Raw genomic sequence first — 19323 nt, 5'->3', positions numbered from 1 at the left:
CATATGTTTAAGTTCATTATAAGAAGATTGATTCAAATCATTCCCGTTTTGATCGGGGTTTCCATTATAGTATTCAGCCTGATGCATCTGATTCCGGGTGACCCGGCACAAATCATGGCCGGTGAAAGTGCCCCGGAAGAGACGGTGGAAAACATCAGGGAGAGACTCGGGCTGAATGAACCGCTGCCTGTCCAATATCTTAAATATGTAGGGGATGCTGTTCAGGGAGACCTGGGAAATTCCCTCCGAAGTGGGCGTGATGTCACCGAAGAAATAGGTGCAAGATTCTGGGTGACGGTCGAACTGGCCATTTACAGTACCATATTAAGTATCTTTATGGGACTGATTGCCGGTATCGTATCCGCAACCAAACGCTATTCTTTTGCAGACACTTTTCTCATGATCGTAGCATTATTCGGTCTTTCCATGCCAAACTTCTGGCTGGGACTCATGCTCATCCAGTGGTTTTCCATCGGAATCGACATGCCGGCATGGGTTCCGTTCGACAGTACTAGTTGGTTCCCTGCTTCCGGTTGGGGAAATGTCTCACAAATTTGGCTCCCTGTCATAACACTGGGAACGGCAGGTGCCGCAGTTATAGCGCGTATGACCCGCTCCAGCATGCTGGATGTCATCGGGCAAGATTATATCCGGACAGCCAGAGCAAAAGGGGTGAAAGAACGAGTAGTGACATACCGTCACGCCCTCAAGAATGCCTTGATTCCGGTTGTTACCGTTACTGGGCTTCAATTCGGTACGTTGCTTGGAGGGACCGTTCTTACCGAAACCGTTTTTGCCATTAATGGAATGGGACGGCTGATCATCGATTCCATCAATGCTCGTGACTTCCCGGTCGTGCAGGGGACTATTCTAGTAGTTGCCCTATTATTTGTCATCGTAAACCTGTTGGTCGACATAACTTACCAGTTCCTGAACAAACGAATTGACCTTGAATAAAGGGAAGAAAGGTGAATGAATATGGCAACAATGAAAGATAACGCTTATGAAAATATATTAGAGATAAATAATCTGCGCACTTCCTTCTTTACGGATGAAAGGGAAGTGAAGGCAGTAGATGGTGTAACCTATTCCTTGCCCAAAGGGAAGACTTTGGGAGTCGTCGGAGAATCAGGCTCGGGAAAAAGTATCACCGCCCTGTCCATCCTTCAATTAATTGAGGATCCTGGGAAAATAGTCGGCGGTGAAATCCTGTTTAAAGGCGAGGATCTCGTAAATAAAAAAGAATCCGATATGAGGAAAATCCGAGGCAATGAAATATCGATGATTTTCCAAGAGCCCATGACTTCACTGAATCCTACTTATACAGTAGGCCAACAGATTGGAGAAGCTTACAAAATCCATGAAGGATTGAATAAAAAAGAGGCAAGGAAACGTTCCATTGATATGCTGAAGCTTGTCGGTATTCCTTCCCCTGAAAAAAGGATCGATCAATATCCGCATGAACTTTCCGGAGGAATGAGGCAGCGGGTCATGATTGCCATGGCACTAGCCTGCAATCCCGAACTCCTGATTGCTGATGAACCGACAACCGCTCTTGACGTAACCATCCAAGCACAGATTCTTGATTTGATGAAGGACTTGCAGGAAAGACTCGGCATGGGTGTCGTATTGATCACCCATGACATGGGCGTGGTGGCAGAAGTATGCGACTATGTTGCCGTCATGTATGGCGGACAGATTGTTGAATATGCCGATGTAAAGACCCTGTTCCATTCTCCTAAACATCCTTATACTGTTGGGTTGTTGAACTCCATCCCACCAGCCGACCAGGATATCGATGGGGATCTTCCTATTATCAGAGGAACGGTGCCTAGTCCGGCAGAAATGCCAGTCGGCTGCCGTTTTGCACCGCGCTGCCCATTTGCAACAGAGCTTTGCAGGGATAACCTCCCTCTCCTGGAGACAGATGAAAAAGGCAATCAAATCCGTTGTTGGATATACACAGATGAATGGGATGGAGATCCGGAGGTGAACGTAGATGACCAAAGAACTGCTCAAAGTAAATAATCTGGAACAGCATTTTCCCATTAAAGGAGGATTACTGGGAAAGACAGTCAACCATGTCAAAGCAGTAGACGGCGTATCATTTGAGATTTATGAAGGAGAAACCCTCAGTATCGTAGGAGAATCCGGTTGCGGCAAATCAACTACCGGAAGAGCCATTCTCCGCTTGGATGAACCTACCGGCGGTGAAATCGAATTCAACGGGGAAGACCTTCTTTCCTTCAATAAAAAGAAAATGAACGAAACCAGGAAACATCTGCAAGTGATTTTCCAGGACCCTTATGCTTCGATCAACCCGAGACAAACCGTTCGCCAAGTATTGAACGAAGCAATGGAAATACAAAATGTCGTACCGAAACATGAACGAAACGACAAGATTATCGAACTCATGGAAATAGTGGGACTTGGACCTCACCAGGCAGATCGGCTGCCACATGAATTCAGTGGCGGACAACGCCAGCGTATAGGAATTGCCCGTGCACTTGCAGTCAACCCAAAACTGATCATTGCAGATGAGGCTGTTTCCGCTCTGGACGTTTCCATCCAGGCGCAGGTGATCAACCTGTTGAAAAGGCTGCAGCGGGAATACAAGCTGACCTATCTGTTCATTTCCCACGACCTAGGTGTTGTCAGGCATATTTCTGACAGGGTGATCGTCATGTATCTGGGTAAAATTGTCGAAATCGCCGATAAAAAATCATTATTCACCAACCCACAGCACCCTTATACGAAAGCGTTGCTGTCCGCAATTCCAACAACCAATATTGACAAGAAAAAGGAGAGGATCATCCTGAAAGGGGACGTCCCTTCTCCAATTAATCCGCCGCAGGGCTGCCGGTTCCATACCCGTTGTCCCTTTGCGACAGATCTATGTAAAACGGAGACACCTGAACTCCGTACTGCCGACTATATGAACGGCGGACATCAAGCCGCCTGTCACTATATGGAGGAAATTGAATCAGGTGAGCACCAGCCGACCAGATAGATCACATTATTAGCGACTTGGAGATCATCTTCTTCAGGTCGCTTTTATTCTGTTTCAGTATATGTATATTCTGCTTCAGGCACAAAATGTGTTGACAATCTACTTAATCTTCTATATCATAAAGTAAATTGACAAACTATTAAAATATTTGTTGGAGGAGCTGGTATGGTGAAAGTGAAAATAGCTGCCTTTGGTACCGAACAATTGCTCAGTCGCATAAGTGACTACACTAATAATCAGAGGGACATAGAGGTCGTCTTCTTTCCGTATACCAATGCAGATGAAACTATAGACTTAATTGAAAAGGCTTTCATGTGTGACGTTTACCTTTTTGCTGAACCACTTTCCTATTTATATGCACATGATAAAATACAGTCGAAACGGCTGCCGGCAATTCAAGTGGCATTTGATGAATATTTGATCCTTTCGTCTTTTTATCGTGCTAAAAACCACCATCATCTGCAATTGAACCGCATGTCCATCGATATACTGGAACAATCCTGTGTAGATGGTGTCCTACGAGAGCTTGACATCGATCAGCAAGAAATTTATACATATAGTTATGCAGCAAGTGGGACATGGAATCTGGAGAAAATCGCTGCACATCATGAGCAGCTTTGGTCGGACAATAAGATTGACTATGTCATTACATCCATTGAACAGGTGGAGAAACGGCTGATGTCCCGGAATATACCAGTGATTCGTATGTCCGTTCCCAAACTGAATATCATCCGTTCCATTGAAGAGGCAAAATCCCTCGCCACCCTGAACCAGAGCAAGAGCGCCCAGATTGTAGCCGGATATGTGCGGCTGAAGGACTACCCGGCATTGAAAAAAATGAAGGGGGAAAAAGAAGCATCCGCCATTAGAGAGATCCTTCATCAGATTCTGGACAACTTCGGAGATAAAACCTATGCTTCGGTCCTCTCCTGTCATGATGATGAATTCGTTTTGCTTGGCACTAGAGGGATGCTTGACCATATTACAAACCATTACCGTGATTTTCCCCTGATCCAGGAGGTAGAACAGAAGCTCACCATTCCAGTGCACATCGGATTCGGGCTTGGTCTAACGGCTAAACAAGCAGAAGGGCATGCTAAATTGGCCTTGGAGAAATGTGAAGATACCGAGGGCAGCAGTTGTTATATAGTAAATGACAGGCAGGATACCATCGGGCCACTGGGAGTGAAAAAATCATTCAGCACCTCCAAGCTTTATCAGCAATTGATTCATAAAGCAAGGTTGAACAATGAACTCTCCTACAACTTTATCGATTTCATCAACGTACGCAATAATGAGCCATTCTCTTCCAATGATATTGCCACCTATTACAGTGTTACCAAACGCAGTGCAGAACGGACCATCAATAAACTGCTGACCGGAGACGTCATCAAAGTAGTCGGTGAAGAAAAGCCTTATGTAAAAGGACGGCCAAGAAAGCTGTTCTCGTTGAATCAATAAGCCTGTATGCTGAAAAACAAAACAATCGAAGTTCCTCTACCATTTAGCATAAAAATCTGGCCACTCGTCTGTGCATAAAAGCATCTATCGCAAAACCTAAGCCTGCCCCCTGTAGAGAGGCAGGCTTTTTAACGTAGCGGAAATGTCAGTCTTTCAGCTGATAACCTTTATGCCTTTTCAAGATGTTCAGCGCCTGTTCATATTCCCGCTCTTCTACCTCCCCTTCCACAATATGAGTGAATTCTTTCTCCCTTTCTTCTGTAGATATTCCAGCTTCCCCACTCCCAACAACTCCTACGGTGCCTGCTCCGGCGCCTGGGTTGTTGATAGGAATGAGGCTTGCATCTTTCTGATCTTCCGGGATGGAATCTACCATTACACGTTCAGTTTTTAACCGCTGTAAGTCAGCCTTTGCGGCTTCCGCATCATTTTCCGATTTAAAATAGGCTTGAATCGGCTCCATCGAGAAAACACCCTTTCTCCTTTTTTCGGAAGACTTCTGGCTCTTCCCTCCTATTTTAGACATCCTAGTATAGGACAACTTTCACTTATAATTCCCCTCCTTCAAGCAGAAAAAACAAAAGAAGGCACCAAGCCGGCACCTTCCTTAAATACTCAACAGTTCTCTGACGTCCTCTTCGCTCAGGCTGGAGAGCATTGTCTCTCCCGGTTGGATCACCTGATCGATCAGTTCACGTTTCCGTTGCTGCAAATCATATATTTTTTCTTCAATGGTTCCTTCTGTAATCATCCGGATCACCTGGACCACATTCTTCTGTCCGAATCGGTGGGCTCTCCCAGTGGCTTGATCCTCCACTGCCGGGTTCCACCACAAATCATAAAGGATGACCGTGTCGGCCCCAGTAAGATTGAGTCCAGTCCCTCCTGCTTTCAAGGAGATAAGAAAGACCTCATTCTCCCCTCCATTGAACCGTTCGCTCATTTCCATCCTTTCTTTGGAGGACGTCCCTCCATGAAGATAGAAATAACCGACTCCTTCTTCCTCCAGGCGACTCTTGATGATGTCATGCATGCTCGTGAATTGGGAGAATATCAGCATCCGCTTCCCGTTATCAACAGCGTTACGGACGGTGGCCATCAACTGTTCCAGCTTGCCTGAGTGCCCTTCGTAATTTTCGAGAAACAACGAAGGATGACAGCAAATCTGCCGCAGACGGGTAAGGCCAGCCAATATTTTCATCCGGTTCTGTTGGAAGCCGTTATCTTTCATAGACTGTGCTGCTTCCTGCTGCAAGCGTCGGTGATAACCTAGATACAGATCCTTCTGTTCCTTCGTCAGCTCAGAAACGCTCACAGATTCAATTTTCTCTGGGAGCTCTTTCAGTACATCATCCTTCAGACGCCGTAGGATAAACGGCCTGGTCATTAGCGATATTTTTTCATGTGGCAGCTGTTTGAACTCCCGCTGGTTCGGCATCAAGCCGGGAAGGACTACCTGGAAAATGGCCCACAATTCTTCAATCGAGTTTTCGATCGGCGTCCCACTGAGGGCAAACTTTCTAGCAGCCTTGATTTCCCTGATGGCTTTGGATGTCTTCGTGGCATAGTTTTTGATAAACTGCGCTTCATCCAGAATTAAATTACGGAAAGCTATTTCCCGGTACCATTCGATATCTTGCCTTAAGGTTGCATAGGATGTAATCCAAACATCCTTCGTTGTCCCTTCTGCAAGGTAGTTCCTGCGTTCGGCTGGGTTGCCTGTAAGTACAGCGACATCCAGGTCAGGGACAAATTTATCGAATTCATTCTTCCAGTTATATACCACCGATGATGGCGCCACGATCAGATGCGGACGGTCACCAGGATCCGAAGCAATATACGCAATGGACTGCAATGTCTTCCCGAGCCCCATATCATCGGCCAGAATACCTCCGAGATGGTAATCGGCAAGCGACTTGAACCATTGGTAACCAGTCTGCTGATAGTTTCTTAAGCTTGCCTGGAGATTGTCAGGCAGAGGGTATTCCTGTTCTTCCGGGTTCTTCAGCTGATCCAAGAGCTTGCGGAATGCCGGACCATAATCCTTCTTGGTCCCGATCAGTTCATCTACCTGGGTGCCACGGTAGACAGGCATCTGGACGTTCCCCTCGTGGATATCATCCTTATCCAGGTTCATTTCGTCGAAGAACTGCCTCATGGAAGAGAATTCTTCCCCCTCCAGAGAAAGAAGCGCACCATTTCCCAGGCGATAATACCGTTTTTTCTCAATCATTGCTTCAATGATCTTGTCGATTTCCGAATCGTCTATCCCATCGATCTCAAAACCGATATCCAATAGATTCGTGGAAGATTCCAATTGTACTTTGGTGCTTGGCATCGGGTCATTCTCCACCATCATATTTTTGATTTCCGATGTCAAATAGAGTTCTACATACTCATCCATCAGCGGCAGTACATGATAAAGAAAATCGTACATCTCTTCCTCATCTGTGTCGATATACAATTCTTTCCCATTGTAGTGGAAGTTGGCATGTTCAATGAGACGCATGATCTGCTGTTCTTTTTCGACGTCACGGATGATAATCACGTCACGTGCTTCACTCCCACCAAAGGGGTCGATCACTTGGTTGCCGTAATGGTACTCAAGCTTGCCGGCAATCCACTCATCCTTCACCTCAAGGAAAAGCTTTGCTCTTAGCGGCACTTGAATGATTTCTTCCGCTACCTGCTCCTCAATTTCCACTTCCCCTACCTTTTTCAAGGAAGGGAGAACTTCAGATAGGAAGGTGTCGGACTTGGAAGATGGAATCGAAAACTGTAGATTTTGCATACCGAAGCGGCTGATTTCTTCCAATATCGGAACCTGTTCCTTCTTCGGAAAATAGAATGTCCCTTGGTAGAACAATAATTCATATGGGGGGAAATAGGTAACCTCTTCCACCTCTTCCATCTTCAGCAAGAGATCATTCCTGTCATTCTTTGTCACTTCAAACTGAAAGGGCAATTCTTCTTCCGCTACGGAGGGATGGTTATACGTCTTTACCGGCGTTTCCACCATCAAATCCCTCTCTGCAAGCTTTGCAAGCAATTCCTTTGCTGCAAGCGGAGGAATGATGATCGCCCGCTTATCCTTTATCCCTTCATCATTATAGAAGGTGAAATTCTGGAATACTTGTTCATTCTTCTTAATGGAATGCAACAGCTCGAAAATTTCCAAATCCGCTTGGAGAAACTCATGCTTTTCCGGGTCGTAGGTAAATGTTTTTGTAAAGTAATGTTCATCATGCCCAAGAACATCCTGAAGAAAAGCATAGGAATCTTTGACAACGAAAGCACGCTTCACACCGGTTTTCAACTCGATAAGGAGGTTCCTGTCATAGGACCACCTGCATAAATATTCCACCCGCAACAATGCTTTCCCGGGAAGTATGCCACCAGAAGACTCTGTATGTTCAATGGATGTAACCGCCTGTATGAAACGATCTGCCTTATAGTAGTTGTAGTCATCCAGTGCAGGGGCAGAGCTTGGACTTCCACCTTCTCTCTCCGTCTCTTTATGAACGATGCTTATTAATGCCGCAGCAATATGTTTGCAGGAACCAAATGTATCGAATGCTGGACAGTCGCAATACGTGTCAATGGATCCTTGCTCATAATCCTTCATATTGATTTCGACGAAGTAGTCCTCTGTTCCGTGGACGGTAGCGGTCCAGACTTTAAAATTGATATCATACAATAGTTCACTGACCTTATTCTGTTTTACGTATTCCAATCCCCGCCGGTAGATTACGGAAGGGAAAAGCTTCTGGACATTGATTTCCCTTATACTTTTCAAAATACCTTATACCTGCCTTCTCCATTCATTACCTCTATTGTAAACGAGAAATGCATGTTTTTAAACTATTGAACCGGCATATAACGTAAAGAAAAGGAACCTATCCACTCTAGGGCCAGTTGGATCTTCTTTTTGCACGGATAAAAAGATACCCATAAAGCAGGAGGGATACCATGACAGATAATCCGGAAGTTATATATATCGAGCCGTATCCATAGATATATGCCAATTGTCCGAATGCTATGGCTCCTATCCCTATCCCTAGATCAAAGAAAGAGAAAAAAGTAGCATTTGCCATACCTTTCCTGTTATTGGCTGCCTTGTCGACTGCCCATGCCTGTAATGCTGGCTGGACGCTGCCGAACCCCAAGCCATACAATGCGGCTGCAACAAGAAGAATCGCCGTGTTCGGCAACCATGCCAGCAAGAACATGGCAGAAATAATCAACACAGTGCCTGGTGGGAAGACATACTGATGTCCCTTTTTGTCATAAATTTGCCCTGCAAACGTACGGGAAATCATTAAGAAGACAGCATAGACAAGGAAGTACAGTTCAATTCCTGCAACCCCATTTTCTATTGCGTGGAGTGGAAGAAATGTAGCGATCCCCCCGAATGTAGCCGTGATAAAAAACAGCAGAATAGAAGGTTCAAGTGCTGTCTTTTCAAAGATGTCGAATTTCACTGTGGTCGTCTCTACGGATTGATCGACCTTTTTATATTGGATGCGGGAGGATAATAGTAATGCTATAAGCCCAAATGCAGCACAAATCATGAAGAGGCTGCTGAATGAAATGACACCGACCAGCGCCAGACCCAAGGACGGGCCGACTGCCAGTGCAATATTACCGGACAGGCCAAAATACCCCATCCCTTCCCCCCTGCGTTTTGGAGGAATCAAGTCGGTCGCAATGGTACCACCGGCTGTGGTGGAAAACCCCCAGCCAGCCCCTTGGATCATACGGATAAGGAACAATAGCAGGATGCTCCCGATAAAGCCGTAGGAGCCGATGGATAGGACGAAAACAGACAGGCCGACCATATAGACAAATCTACGCCCTCTCGATTCCAAGGCATGGCCAGCGTATGGTCTCAACAATAATGCCGAGAATGTGAACACACCAACGATGACACCAACCAACTGATCATTCCCGCCCAATTCCTTCACAAACAAGGGAATGGTTGGAAGTGTCATTTGAAACCCAAGAAACACGAAAAAGTTCGCCAAACATATCAATACAAAATCACGGGTCCATATTCGGTTGGTACTGCCTGCTGCTTTTCTATTCACTGCATCCATCATTATCTCCCTCTCTTCGATACTCGAAATATATTATACCTCAGCACTAGGTGGTTGGAAACATAATCCTCTTCCATTGGCCTCAATCAGGAATAAAGTAGGGGTGATGGAAGATGGATATATAAATAGAACGACAGACCCACCTTAAATGATTGCCGGGCCATTATATTGCTGGCAACGACACTTATAGTGCCTTACAATGGAGGAAAGAGTGAAGGAGGGTATGTATGAGCATTTTTGACAGTATGATGGGGAATGCATCCGAGATGGACGTGAATAAAGCCGAACAGGAATTGTCAGAGCTTTTGACAAGCTCCGAACAAGTGGAACATGCCTACAAACTTGTCCGCGATTTGATGATTTTTACCAACAAACGGTTGATTTTGATTGATAAGCAGGGGATGACAGGGAAAAAGGCTGAATACCACTCCATTCCCTATAAGCATATCAACCATTTTTCTGTGGAGACAGCCGGCACCTTCGATTTGGATGCCGAACTGAAAATCTGGGTATCCGGGTCCTCTGCTCCTATAGAGAAAACATTCAATAAACAATTGAACATTTACCACGTCCAGGGAGTACTTGCTGAATATGTCTGCTGAAAATGGAATAAATAAATCAAAGAGGGCCTGTACAAGAGGCCCTCTTCTTTGTGATATTATTCGATTACCCCACATGCAATACGTTCTCCTGCATTACCAGAAGGCTGTGATTGATAGTCATCTGCCTCCGAATGGATGACCAGTGCAGTTCCTTCGTCCGTATATAGGGTGTTCTCTGCTTCCGGCTGCAATGTCACCATATCCGCAGTAACTTCTGTAGTCACGGTGCCATCTTCAGATACCTCAATGTTCTCCAAATCGCCTGCATGTGGTCCTTCTGGATCATCAAACCCATGGTTGGCATCTGTTGGATTATAATGGCCGCCTGCTGATTCGAAATCCGGACCTTCACAAGCACCTGTTTCATGAATATGGAAGCCATGTGTACCAGCTGGCAAGTCTGTTCCTTCCAACTGAATATTCACTCCTGATTCCATCTCCTGTAAAGTTGCCGTTGCTACGATATCGCCATCTGCATTCTCCAGCGATACAAGCGTATCATCTTCAGACTGGGGGCCATCTGCTGTTGCATCTTCGCTTTCCGCCTCTTCTGATTCTGAATCCTGCTGTTGCTGCTGGATGCTCTCTTCATTTTTCTCATCCAGCTTCTCCTCTCCCTCTTCTCCTGTGCCGCCATTTTCAGGCTCTTCTTCGGCTCCGCCGCATGCACCTAGAATAACAGTAAGTAGCAGAACTGTAATAAGTAATAACCATCGTTTCATTTCACTCGTCTCCTCCCGTGAACAACTTATCAATATACTTCACGGAGGAAGAGAATTTTAAACCTATATTTATATATAATAGGCCGTTTTCCTCTATGTGGAAAAACGGACCGCCCAACACGGCGGAGGTAGTGGTGAATTATCGCAAGGGAAGGTAGATTTTCGCTTCCTTCCCCCAAATCAAAAATACACGCTGTCATATGGCGTGTATGCAGGCGGTGGGGAACTTGTTTCAATTCATGAAAGATCGGCATTCAAAAGAACTGCATGGGCTGCGCTATTGTCGCTTGCGCGGAAGAGAGAAGTCAAGGAACAGGCGCTGATGACGGCTGCACGTCAAAATATGAAAAAGACTCTCCTCCATCTAGCTAGGGTGAACTAGGTGGTGGAGAGTCTTTTTCGGTTTCAACCTCAGACTAAGGAGCAAAGGACCATGACACTCCTGCGGAAAAACGGGCGATCCGAGTCCCCGCAGTGTGGGGTTTCACAAGGAGGCTCGGGCGTTCGTCCGCGGAAAGGGAATGGTCTGTGCTCCTGAAGGCCAGAAAAAAAAGCTTGTAGAAAACCACGTGGTTTCTCTACAAGCTGAGTACAAGCTGTCATATGGCGTGTATGTCGAAATGCTTATTTCATTGCTGAAAGGGAAGACTCACTACCTCCCCTTCCAGTCTAGTTTCAATAGCAAGTTTATTAGACAACCGCAACTTTCTTTCTTTTATTTTTAACAATTGGTGTGTGGCTTTTCAAGAATGGGATCACCCATCTGTCCAAACCGTAACGGCCGGCATTATATCCTGCTACGATCAAGAATACGGTGATCAGTACCATCTGTGCATTGGTGCTTACTGTACCACTGAACAGGAATGCGAAGTTCATCGTGATCCCCATCAATGCTGCAAAGTTGGTGAAAATCCCCAGGATGAGAGCAATACCTACCAAGAATTCTCCCCACATAACCATGTAGCTAAAGACTCCTGCATTCGGCAGGGCTACTGTTTCCAGGAATGCTGCCCACCAACCTTGAACGGCTGGGTGGTCTCCACCTGCCTGAGCGATCGCTCCTTGAATGAAGCCGCCTGCATCAAATTCCCCGCTGGTTATCTTTCCATATCCACCCATTAACCATTGATATCCGATATACACCCTGAGAAAAGCTAAGATACCTGCAACAGCCTTGTTGTTACGAATAAAATCCATCATCATTTCCATCTCCTTCTATTGATCTATCGTTTATTTGTTGCTTCACTTGTTCAGTATTTCACAATATATTGTAAAGGTACCTCGTTGGTACATGTATAGAATACCACGTTAACAAGACCTGTACACGCTTTTGTTCACCATTTCACAATTTAGTCAAAACTATATGTCTAAATTGTGAACGGTTCACTCATGAGTATTTGACTGAAAATTCAAATCAGTGTATTCTGTATATATACATATAAACACCAGAACAGCTGCATTCACTGTCTCCTCAAGGTACCTCCATGATGCTGCTTCTGGCTTTTTCAGGAAACCAATGATGGGAGGATACCGAATAATGACCGTTGAGAAATGGATTCAACTCTCCAAGGAATCACGTGAACCTATTTATCATCAGTTAGAAAAGCAGATTCAGGCATGGATTGCTGGCGGCCAGCTTCCTCCGGGCACTCTGCTCCCCTCTATCCGCTCCCTCTCGAAAAAACTCGAAGTAAGTATGATTACCACCCGGCGAGCCTATCAAAATTTGGAACATAAGGGGTTTGTGCTGACAATTCAAGGCAAAGGAACTTTTGTGCAGGACATTGACGCTTCTCTAAAACAACAGGTCAAGGTCTCTACTGTATATGACATCCTTGAAAAGGCCCTGGTAACCGCCCTCAACTACAATTACACCACGGAACAGATCGAAGAAATCTTCCACGAAATTTTGCATTCCCATACCAACTCGGACTAACGAATATGGGCATCATAGCATATGTCCTCCGCCTGATTACGACAAAGTTTGATAGGACCCTCGATTGATATTTTCCATATTATTCCCTTATTTCTTGTGACCTGGTCTTGAACATATTACTATATATTTATCATTAAAAGTCAAGGCACCAAAAGGAGGATTTGATGAACTGGAGAAATTTTTTGATCATCGGAGCAGGCTTCCTGTTATCATTGATATTATTCGCTCCGGAAGAAAGCAGTGCACACAGCAAAGAAACATATGAAGTCAGCAATCAAATACTGAACGTAAGAGAGGCACCTTCAGACAGTGCTGAAATTATCGGAACTTTAAGCAAAAATGACACGATTACCGCCTTCCAGGAAAAATATGGCTGGGTGCAAACGTACTTCGGCGGGGAAGAGGCATGGGTAGCAAAACATTATCTCGTCTCGACATCATCAGGGAACTCTCATGGTCAGTCCTATACTGATTCCATAACCATCCAAAAAAATGGAGTCAGAGTCAGGACAGGCCCTAGCACAAACAATCAGATCATCGATATTGCCGCTTCCGGTGATACATATCAGATGACTGGCACGGAAGGAGATTGGCATCAAGTAGTCATGGGCAACGGGACCACTGGATGGATAGCCTCCTGGCTGACTGACATGCCTGCTAGCAGCAGTGGCGTGGCTCACGAATCAGTACCGACCACAAAGATTTCATCTAATGGATCCTTGTCCGGCCTCCATATTGTGGTCGATCCTGGACACGGAGGAAAGGACTCTGGTGCCATTGGATTGAACGGTGTCTATGAGAAGAACTTGGTTTCCTCTACAGCGGACTATGTGGCACAGGAACTGCGGGATGCGGGAGCAGCAGTTACTTTGACCAGAAACGGCGACTATTTCGTTTCACTGAACGAGCGGACGAACATCAGTAACAGGCAAGGTGCAGATGCATTCATAAGTCTTCACTATAACTCTTTCCCGATGCTCGCCGCTAGCGGCACACGCACTTATTATAGCAATAATGGAAAATCGCTGGCCCAGCAGGTCCAAGGATCCCTTGCCTCCCATCTCCCGCTGCGAAACGGAGGAATCCACCATGGAGACTACCGGGTATTGAATCATACAACAGCACCGGCAGTCCTTGTAGAACTGGGCTTCCTGTCCAATCCGAATGATCTGCAGGAAGTGCAGACATCCTATTACCAGTCCAACGCAGCAAAAGCTCTAACCAGCGGATTGAAGAATTATTTCAATTGATCCAGTAAAGCTGTCCTTATCAGAGGGCAGCTTTTTTTATGAAGCAAACCTTTGACTTTCCCTGTAAATGTGGCATGTTATACTAAACAAAAAACTGGAGGTTATACGATGGATGAACAGCTTCAAGATTTGGTAAACCGGACGGCAGACCGATTAGGGCTCCAGCAGTATGAACTGGCGAGGCACTCCATTTTCAGACAGACTAATACTTTCCATGAAACCGTCTATATTCTAAATATGGAATGGTTCCCGAACCATGTTCAAGAGAGCGGAGAAAACTTCAACCCGGCTGGAACGGCTGTTGTCGAGGTGGACATTCACAGTCATCAGGTCAGGCAGCTCATTTTCTCTGAGGGTGTTACCTTTGAAGAGAACAAGAATCTCCCATCTTCCGACAAAGAGGACGCAATCGAGTGGGTGGAGAAAATGACCGGATTGGAATTCGGCCGTCAATTCCGTCTAGTCGATGAACAGGCTGACACTCTTTATTTTCAGGCTGCTGTGGATAATGTTCCCGTCTATCCTTCCGGAACGATCGAGTTACGATTCGATGAGGAGGGAAACCTTATCCTATTCTCCGTCGATGGTACCTTTCCAGATGAAGAGCATATTCGTTGGGAGCCATTCAATCTGACCACAGACAAAACTGGGCAGACTGCCGAGGAACAAGTGAAACTGATGGAAATTCCATTGGAAGAAGAGACGAGGTGGCTGCCTGTTTATGGACTGAATACTGTCTTTCTGACAAATGACGCTTCCCGTACAATATCCTTTGAAGAAGTAGAAAAGCATCTCACTTATGTGGGTAAAGATACCCTGTTGGAGTGGAATCAACCAGCAGAGGAGGAATTTGCTGAAGAGGAAGTGGATTTTTCCTTGGAAGTGACAGAAAAACAAGCACTTGAAAACGAGATGGATCCTGATACACAGCCATTGACGGAAACCGATCAAGCCAAAGCAGTCGAAGAAGCGGTCTATTTCCTTCAACGTGTCTATCCGGAAGGCAGCGGCACTTGGCGACTGGCCGGTATTTACAGACAGAACGGTTATATTTTTGCAGACTTGAAGGGAGCTGAAACTACCAACAAAGTCGTGGAGCGGAAAATCAGACTGATTCTGGACAAGGATGATCTCCATGCAGTCAGCTATCTTGATAACCAGGTGATTGTGGATATCTTCCAGCAATTCGAGCCTGCCGAGCAAACACGATTATCCACAGAGGAGTCATATCAGAAATTGAAAGACCACGTGGATGTCACTCCTGTGTACGTGTATGAAGCCTCCCAGGAAAAATACATCCTTTGTGGTAAAATTGCTTCCGATTACGGTGTGGATGCAGTGACAGGTGAGGTCATCTCCTTGAATGAATTGTAATAAAAAGAAATCGGCGAGTGCCGATTTCTTTTTATGAAGTATTTTTGCAGATAAATCTCGCTTCAGGCTTATTTACCGCGCGTATCTCCTGTTGATCATTCGCTTTGTCGCCGATTCAGTAGTGGCCAGCCTACAGTTCATCGAAACCGTTCAGGTCGCTCGTCTTCGTATACTGTCTGGATTTCTGCTCGAAGAAATCCGTTTTGGTCCCATCAAAGTTATCCACATAGGCTCGGATCCACTTCATCGGGTTATCCACAAACTCTGGATAAAATTCACTCAGCCCCATCATTCGGAGCATTTTATTTGCCCGGTATTTGATATACCCAGCCATCTCATCCAGATTGATGCCCTCTACGTCTTTGAGTACATAGGTAGACCACTCGATTTCCAAATCCACGGAAATCTTGAATTGCTCATAGATCCATCCAGTGAATTCCTGTGTATTGTATTCCGGCCGTTCCGCAAGCACTGCTCGGAACAATTCCGAGATGAATCGTCCATGTTCGAGTTCATCCCGGTTGATATAGCTGATCATCGTGGAAGTTCCCACCATTTTATTGTTCCTTGCCAAATTATAGAAGAACGCAAAACCGGAGTAGAAGAACATTCCTTCCAACAGGGAAGTATATACCAGTGTCTTCAGGATATTTTCCATCGAGGGCACTTCAGCAAATCGATTATACTGCTGTATCAAAAGCTCATTCCTCTTCAATAGTACAGGGTCCCTTCTGCCCAGTTGAAAGGATTCCTCCTGTTCATCAAGCGATACAACAGAAGAAAGTACATAAGAATAGCTCTCATTGTGTACAGCTTCCTGCTGGGAGATCACTGCCATAATCGATTGGACTGCAGGGTCTGTAGCGTACAGAGACAGCAGCAGTGCTGTCCTTGTCTGGGGACCATCCAAAGTGGATAATAGGCCGATGATCTTTAGATAGGCATCCTTTTCTTGCTGAGTCAATTCAGGGAACTGCTTAATATCACCGGACATGTTTACTTCGTCCGCCTGCCAGTAGTTGCCCACAAGCCTTTTATATAATTTGTACCAGTGTGGATAGGCTATATTGTTCCAATTCAAAATACCGCTCGACCTTCCGCCAAACAGGGCCGTTGATTTATTCGGATGGCGTGGTTCCAACGTTTTTGCTATTTCCAGTAGTGTTTCGGACATCATACAACACTCCTTCCGTCCATTCTATTACTTTCCTCTCCTGGCTTCCCCTGGGGGACTGCTCAATTTTCAGCATCGGCCATTTGCTTCCGTAAAATGTCCACAACTTATCCACAGCTCGACAGAATAATTCATCACCTCCAAATTGTGTATCACCTGACCCGAAAACAGCAATATGACCCGGCTTATAACCAATCTCCAGGACAAACTCCTTCATTTCTTCCGGGGTGCTGCCCCTGTCCCACGTAAAAGTGCCAAGACAAATGAGTGCATATTCTTCCGGATTAATGGGAGGATCGACTCCAATTTGGTGCATTTCTACTTCCATCTTTGCTTCCCTGCATCTTTCAGCAATCATTTGTGCTGTTTCCTCGGTATTTCCACTATAAGAGAGATAAGCAATAAGCACCTTCAACTTTCACACCACTCACATCCCTCCACATCATTCGAGGTGGAACGGACATAATAGGTTGTTTTCAAACCTTCTTTCCATGCTTGGAGATGAAGGTCCAGCAGAACTGCTGCCCGGATCGTATTCGGTACATAGAAATTGAAGGAGATGGACTGGTCGACATGTCTTTGTCTCGCTGCATTCTGTCGGACAGACCAGCGCTGATCGACAATATACGCAGATCTCCGATAGATGCGATAGTTCTGATGATCCATGTCCGGAGCAGTGACCGGAATCTTGAAATCTTTTTTCTCCTCATGATAGAACGGCTGGAATATCGGGTCGATACTTGCCGTCGATCCTGCAATCATAGAGGTTGAGGAATTAGGCGCCACTGCCATCAAGTAGCTGTTGCGAATACCATATTCCTGGACCTCCCGCTTAAGCTGCTCCCATTTCTCTCCTGTATATCCTCGTTCCTCAAAGTAACGCCCCGTCTCCCATTTACTGCCAGTGAACAGAGGATAACTCCCTTTTTCTTTGCCTAATTCTTGGCTTTGTCTGATTGCCAAGTATGCAATCTGTTCATACAGCTCATCAGCATAACGGACAGCCTCTTCCGACTCCCAGTCTATATTCTGCTTTGCCAACAGATGATGCCAACCAAAGGTGCCTAAACCGACAGCCCGGTATTTCTTATTGGTCTGCTCTGCCTGAGGAATCGGCAACGTGTTGACGTCAATGACGTTATCCAACATACGGACCTGAATGCGGATGAGTCTTTCCAGCACCTGGTCCGGTACTGCCCTTCCTAGATTGATAGAACTCAGGTTACAGACAACATAGTCACCGGGCCGATACTTTTTCAATAAGCTTCCTTCTTCCAGCCACTCTTCGACAAATTCCGTTGGGGATTGGTTTTGGGTGATTTCCGTACATAGGTTGGAGCAGTAGATCATTCCCTCATGCGAATTGTTGTTCTTTCTGTTCACTTCATCACGGTAGAATATGAAGGGAGTCCCCGATTCCAGTTGGGATTTCATGATCCGTTTCATAAGGTCAATGGCAGGTACCTTCCGTTTAGACAACTCCTCAGACTCTACGCATTCCTCGTATTTGAGCCTCCATTGCCCAGCCCCCCTGGTTTCATCATAAAAATCTTCCAATGAGTAGCCCATCACCTGACGGACTTCATGCGGATCAAATAAGTACCAGTCACCTCTTTTATCTACCTGCTCCATGAATAAATCAGGCAGGCAGACGCCGGTAAATATATCATGCGCACGCATTCGGTCATCCCCGTTGTTCAACTTCAGGTCGAGAAAAGACTCGATATCCTGATGCCATATATCCAGATAGACCGCAATGGCCCCTTTCCTGGTTCCCAGTTGGTCGACACTTACCGCTGTGTTATTGAGCTGTTTGATCCATGGGACCACACCGCTCGACATCCCCTTGAAACCTTTGATGGTGCTTCCGCGGCTGCGGACTTTGCCCATATAGACGCCGATCCCCCCACCATTCTTGGAAAGTTTGGCGATATCCGTGTTGCTGTCATAGATAGATTGCAGACTATCATCCACTGTGTCTATGAAACAACTGGACAGCTGGCCATGGGTTTTCCCTGCATTGTTCAGTGTCGGGGTAGCTACAGTCATGTATAAATTGCTTAGCGCCCAGTAAGCCTCTTGGACAAGATCTACTCTGTTTTCTCCCTTTTCCTCCCGCATCAGATGCATGGCAATGACCATCCACCGTTCCTGTGGAAGCTCAAATACCTTCCTCTCATGGTCTACAGCTAAATAACGTGTCGCCAAGGTATAGATCCCCAGGTAATTGAACAGCAGATCTCTCTGAGGATCTATTACCATTGCCAGCTCCTCAATCTCCTCACTGCTGTATCTATCAAGGAGGTCTGGCGAATAGATTCCCAAACGAGTCAGTTTCTCCAGCAATTCATAAAAACCACCATATTTTATGGAAGGATCATAGCCACGATTCTGCCCCGCCTCTCGGTACAAATTTCTCAAATAGAGTCGGGCCGCAAGAAAGGTCCAGTCCGGATTAGCCTCGTCTATGTTCTCCAATGCTTGTTTAATCAGGGTATCAACTACTTTTTCCATAGAACCATCAAGTTTTGCTGCCTCGATCGCTCTATCTTTCCACTTGTCTATATCCAATGATAAACCTTCAGCTTCCTCGTCGATCAGAGTGGAGATTTCTCCCGGCATTACCGGTGCTTCTGCCATCATGTCCAACTTCCTCCTTTATTAGATTACGGTTCCGGACCTTCAATGCCCCCTAAGC

General features: G+C 45.7%; 16 protein-coding genes. 8 read left to right on the top strand and 8 right to left on the bottom strand.

The features are described from left to right. Positions 1-3 precede the first annotated feature (3 nt). From ACFOGI_RS13240 to ACFOGI_RS13225, 4 genes are all read left to right on the top strand, one after another. Positions 4-957, top strand: coding sequence for an ABC transporter permease (locus ACFOGI_RS13240; protein WP_390273427.1), 954 nt, complete (start codon positions 4-6; stop codon positions 955-957). 15 nt (positions 958-972) lie between these two features. Continuing rightward, positions 973-2028 (top strand): ABC transporter ATP-binding protein, encoded by a 1056-nt coding sequence (locus tag ACFOGI_RS13235; RefSeq protein ID WP_390273425.1) that lies wholly within the window; start codon positions 973-975, stop codon positions 2026-2028. Continuing rightward, positions 2000-3010, top strand: a complete 1011-nt coding sequence (locus ACFOGI_RS13230; RefSeq protein WP_390273422.1) for an ABC transporter ATP-binding protein — start codon at positions 2000-2002, stop codon at positions 3008-3010. The genes ACFOGI_RS13235 and ACFOGI_RS13230 overlap by 29 nt, the downstream gene beginning before the upstream one ends. 165 nt (positions 3011-3175) lie before the next feature. Next, positions 3176-4471, top strand: a complete 1296-nt coding sequence (locus ACFOGI_RS13225) for a hypothetical protein (RefSeq protein WP_390273420.1) — start codon at positions 3176-3178, stop codon at positions 4469-4471. A 145-nt stretch (positions 4472-4616) separates the two neighbouring features. Here ACFOGI_RS13225 and ACFOGI_RS13220 read toward each other — a convergent pair whose 3' ends face one another. From ACFOGI_RS13220 to ACFOGI_RS13210, 3 genes are all read right to left on the bottom strand, one after another. After that, positions 4617-4934, bottom strand: a complete 318-nt coding sequence (locus ACFOGI_RS13220) for a hypothetical protein (protein ID WP_390273417.1) — start codon at positions 4932-4934, stop codon at positions 4617-4619. 144 nt (positions 4935-5078) lie between these two features. Then, complete coding sequence (locus ACFOGI_RS13215; RefSeq protein ID WP_390273415.1) at positions 5079-8267, bottom strand: SNF2 helicase associated domain-containing protein; 3189 nt, start codon at positions 8265-8267, stop codon at positions 5079-5081. A 109-nt stretch (positions 8268-8376) separates the two neighbouring features. Next, positions 8377-9570 (bottom strand): MFS transporter, encoded by a 1194-nt coding sequence (locus ACFOGI_RS13210; protein WP_390273413.1) that lies wholly within the window; start codon positions 9568-9570, stop codon positions 8377-8379. A 224-nt stretch (positions 9571-9794) separates the two neighbouring features. Between ACFOGI_RS13210 and ACFOGI_RS13205 the strand changes: the two genes are divergently transcribed. After that, positions 9795-10169 (top strand): PH domain-containing protein, encoded by a 375-nt coding sequence (locus ACFOGI_RS13205; protein ID WP_390273411.1) that lies wholly within the window; start codon positions 9795-9797, stop codon positions 10167-10169. 56 nt (positions 10170-10225) lie between these two features. Here the strand turns inward: ACFOGI_RS13205 and ACFOGI_RS13200 are convergent, their stop codons facing one another. Further along, positions 10226-10891 carry a superoxide dismutase family protein gene (locus ACFOGI_RS13200; protein WP_390273409.1) on the bottom strand — a complete coding sequence of 222 codons (666 nt, stop codon included), beginning with the start codon at positions 10889-10891 and terminating at the stop codon, positions 10226-10228. Positions 10892-11581: 690 nt separating this feature from the next. Then, the gene (locus ACFOGI_RS13195; protein WP_390273407.1) at positions 11582-12094 is read right to left on the bottom strand and encodes a DoxX family protein; all 513 of its coding nucleotides are present in this window, start codon (positions 12092-12094) and stop codon (positions 11582-11584) included. Between the two features lie 334 nt (positions 12095-12428). Here ACFOGI_RS13195 and ACFOGI_RS13190 point away from each other — a divergent pair, with 334 nt between their 5' ends. The 3 genes from ACFOGI_RS13190 to ACFOGI_RS13180 all read left to right on the top strand — a co-directional run bounded on the left by ACFOGI_RS13190 (position 12429) and on the right by ACFOGI_RS13180 (position 15451). Continuing rightward, positions 12429-12827 carry a GntR family transcriptional regulator gene (locus ACFOGI_RS13190; protein WP_390273405.1) on the top strand — a complete coding sequence of 133 codons (399 nt, stop codon included), beginning with the start codon at positions 12429-12431 and terminating at the stop codon, positions 12825-12827. A gap of 164 nt (positions 12828-12991) precedes the next feature. After that, on the top strand, positions 12992-14077 hold the full coding sequence (locus tag ACFOGI_RS13185; protein ID WP_390273403.1) for an N-acetylmuramoyl-L-alanine amidase: 1086 nt from the start codon (positions 12992-12994) through the stop codon (positions 14075-14077). Between the two features lie 108 nt (positions 14078-14185). Further along, entirely contained in the window at positions 14186-15451 is a 1266-nt protein-coding gene (locus ACFOGI_RS13180) for a hypothetical protein (RefSeq protein ID WP_390273401.1), read from the top strand. Between the two features lie 130 nt (positions 15452-15581). Here the strand turns inward: ACFOGI_RS13180 and ACFOGI_RS13175 are convergent, their stop codons facing one another. Genes ACFOGI_RS13175 through ACFOGI_RS13165 form a run of 3 tightly spaced genes read right to left on the bottom strand, consistent with a single transcriptional unit; the run spans position 15582 to position 19268 of the window. Then, positions 15582-16625 carry a ribonucleotide-diphosphate reductase subunit beta gene (locus tag ACFOGI_RS13175; RefSeq protein ID WP_390273399.1) on the bottom strand — a complete coding sequence of 348 codons (1044 nt, stop codon included), beginning with the start codon at positions 16623-16625 and terminating at the stop codon, positions 15582-15584. After that, positions 16570-17040 carry a flavodoxin gene (locus tag ACFOGI_RS13170; RefSeq protein ID WP_390273397.1) on the bottom strand — a complete coding sequence of 157 codons (471 nt, stop codon included), beginning with the start codon at positions 17038-17040 and terminating at the stop codon, positions 16570-16572. Before ACFOGI_RS13170 ends, ACFOGI_RS13175 begins: the two co-directional genes overlap by 56 nt. Then, complete coding sequence (locus ACFOGI_RS13165) at positions 17037-19268, bottom strand: ribonucleoside-diphosphate reductase subunit alpha (RefSeq protein WP_390273395.1); 2232 nt, start codon at positions 19266-19268, stop codon at positions 17037-17039. The genes ACFOGI_RS13170 and ACFOGI_RS13165 overlap by 4 nt, the downstream gene beginning before the upstream one ends. Between the last annotated feature and the right edge of the window lie 55 nt (positions 19269-19323).

The sequence above is a fragment of the Virgibacillus xinjiangensis genome (assembly GCF_042643145.1).
GTDB lineage: Bacteria > Bacillota > Bacilli > Bacillales > Amphibacillaceae > Virgibacillus_O > Virgibacillus_O xinjiangensis.
The sequence above is the reverse complement of the archived record's forward strand: the minus strand, read 5'-3'. Positions and strand labels throughout refer to the sequence as shown.

Excerpts from the sequence above, each read along its gene's own strand:
- ACFOGI_RS13240 (WP_390273427.1), top strand. The coding sequence starts at position 4 with ATGTTTAAGTTCATTATAAGAAGATTGATTCAAATCATTCCCGTTTTG.
- ACFOGI_RS13235 (WP_390273425.1), top strand. The coding sequence starts at position 973 with ATGAATATGGCAACAATGAAAGATAACGCTTATGAAAATATATTAGAG.
- ACFOGI_RS13230 (WP_390273422.1), top strand. The coding sequence starts at position 2,000 with ATGACCAAAGAACTGCTCAAAGTAAATAATCTGGAACAGCATTTTCCC.
- ACFOGI_RS13225 (WP_390273420.1), top strand. The coding sequence starts at position 3,176 with ATGGTGAAAGTGAAAATAGCTGCCTTTGGTACCGAACAATTGCTCAGT.
- ACFOGI_RS13220 (WP_390273417.1), bottom strand. The coding sequence starts at position 4,934 with ATGGAGCCGATTCAAGCCTATTTTAAATCGGAAAATGATGCGGAAGCC.
- ACFOGI_RS13210 (WP_390273413.1), bottom strand. The coding sequence starts at position 9,570 with ATGATGGATGCAGTGAATAGAAAAGCAGCAGGCAGTACCAACCGAATA.
- ACFOGI_RS13205 (WP_390273411.1), top strand. The coding sequence starts at position 9,795 with ATGAGCATTTTTGACAGTATGATGGGGAATGCATCCGAGATGGACGTG.
- ACFOGI_RS13200 (WP_390273409.1), bottom strand. The coding sequence starts at position 10,891 with ATGAAACGATGGTTATTACTTATTACAGTTCTGCTACTTACTGTTATT.
- ACFOGI_RS13195 (WP_390273407.1), bottom strand. The coding sequence starts at position 12,094 with ATGATGATGGATTTTATTCGTAACAACAAGGCTGTTGCAGGTATCTTA.
- ACFOGI_RS13190 (WP_390273405.1), top strand. The coding sequence starts at position 12,429 with ATGACCGTTGAGAAATGGATTCAACTCTCCAAGGAATCACGTGAACCT.
- ACFOGI_RS13185 (WP_390273403.1), top strand. The coding sequence starts at position 12,992 with ATGAACTGGAGAAATTTTTTGATCATCGGAGCAGGCTTCCTGTTATCA.
- ACFOGI_RS13180 (WP_390273401.1), top strand. The coding sequence starts at position 14,186 with ATGGATGAACAGCTTCAAGATTTGGTAAACCGGACGGCAGACCGATTA.
- ACFOGI_RS13175 (WP_390273399.1), bottom strand. The coding sequence starts at position 16,625 with ATGTCCGAAACACTACTGGAAATAGCAAAAACGTTGGAACCACGCCAT.
- ACFOGI_RS13165 (WP_390273395.1), bottom strand. The coding sequence starts at position 19,268 with ATGATGGCAGAAGCACCGGTAATGCCGGGAGAAATCTCCACTCTGATC.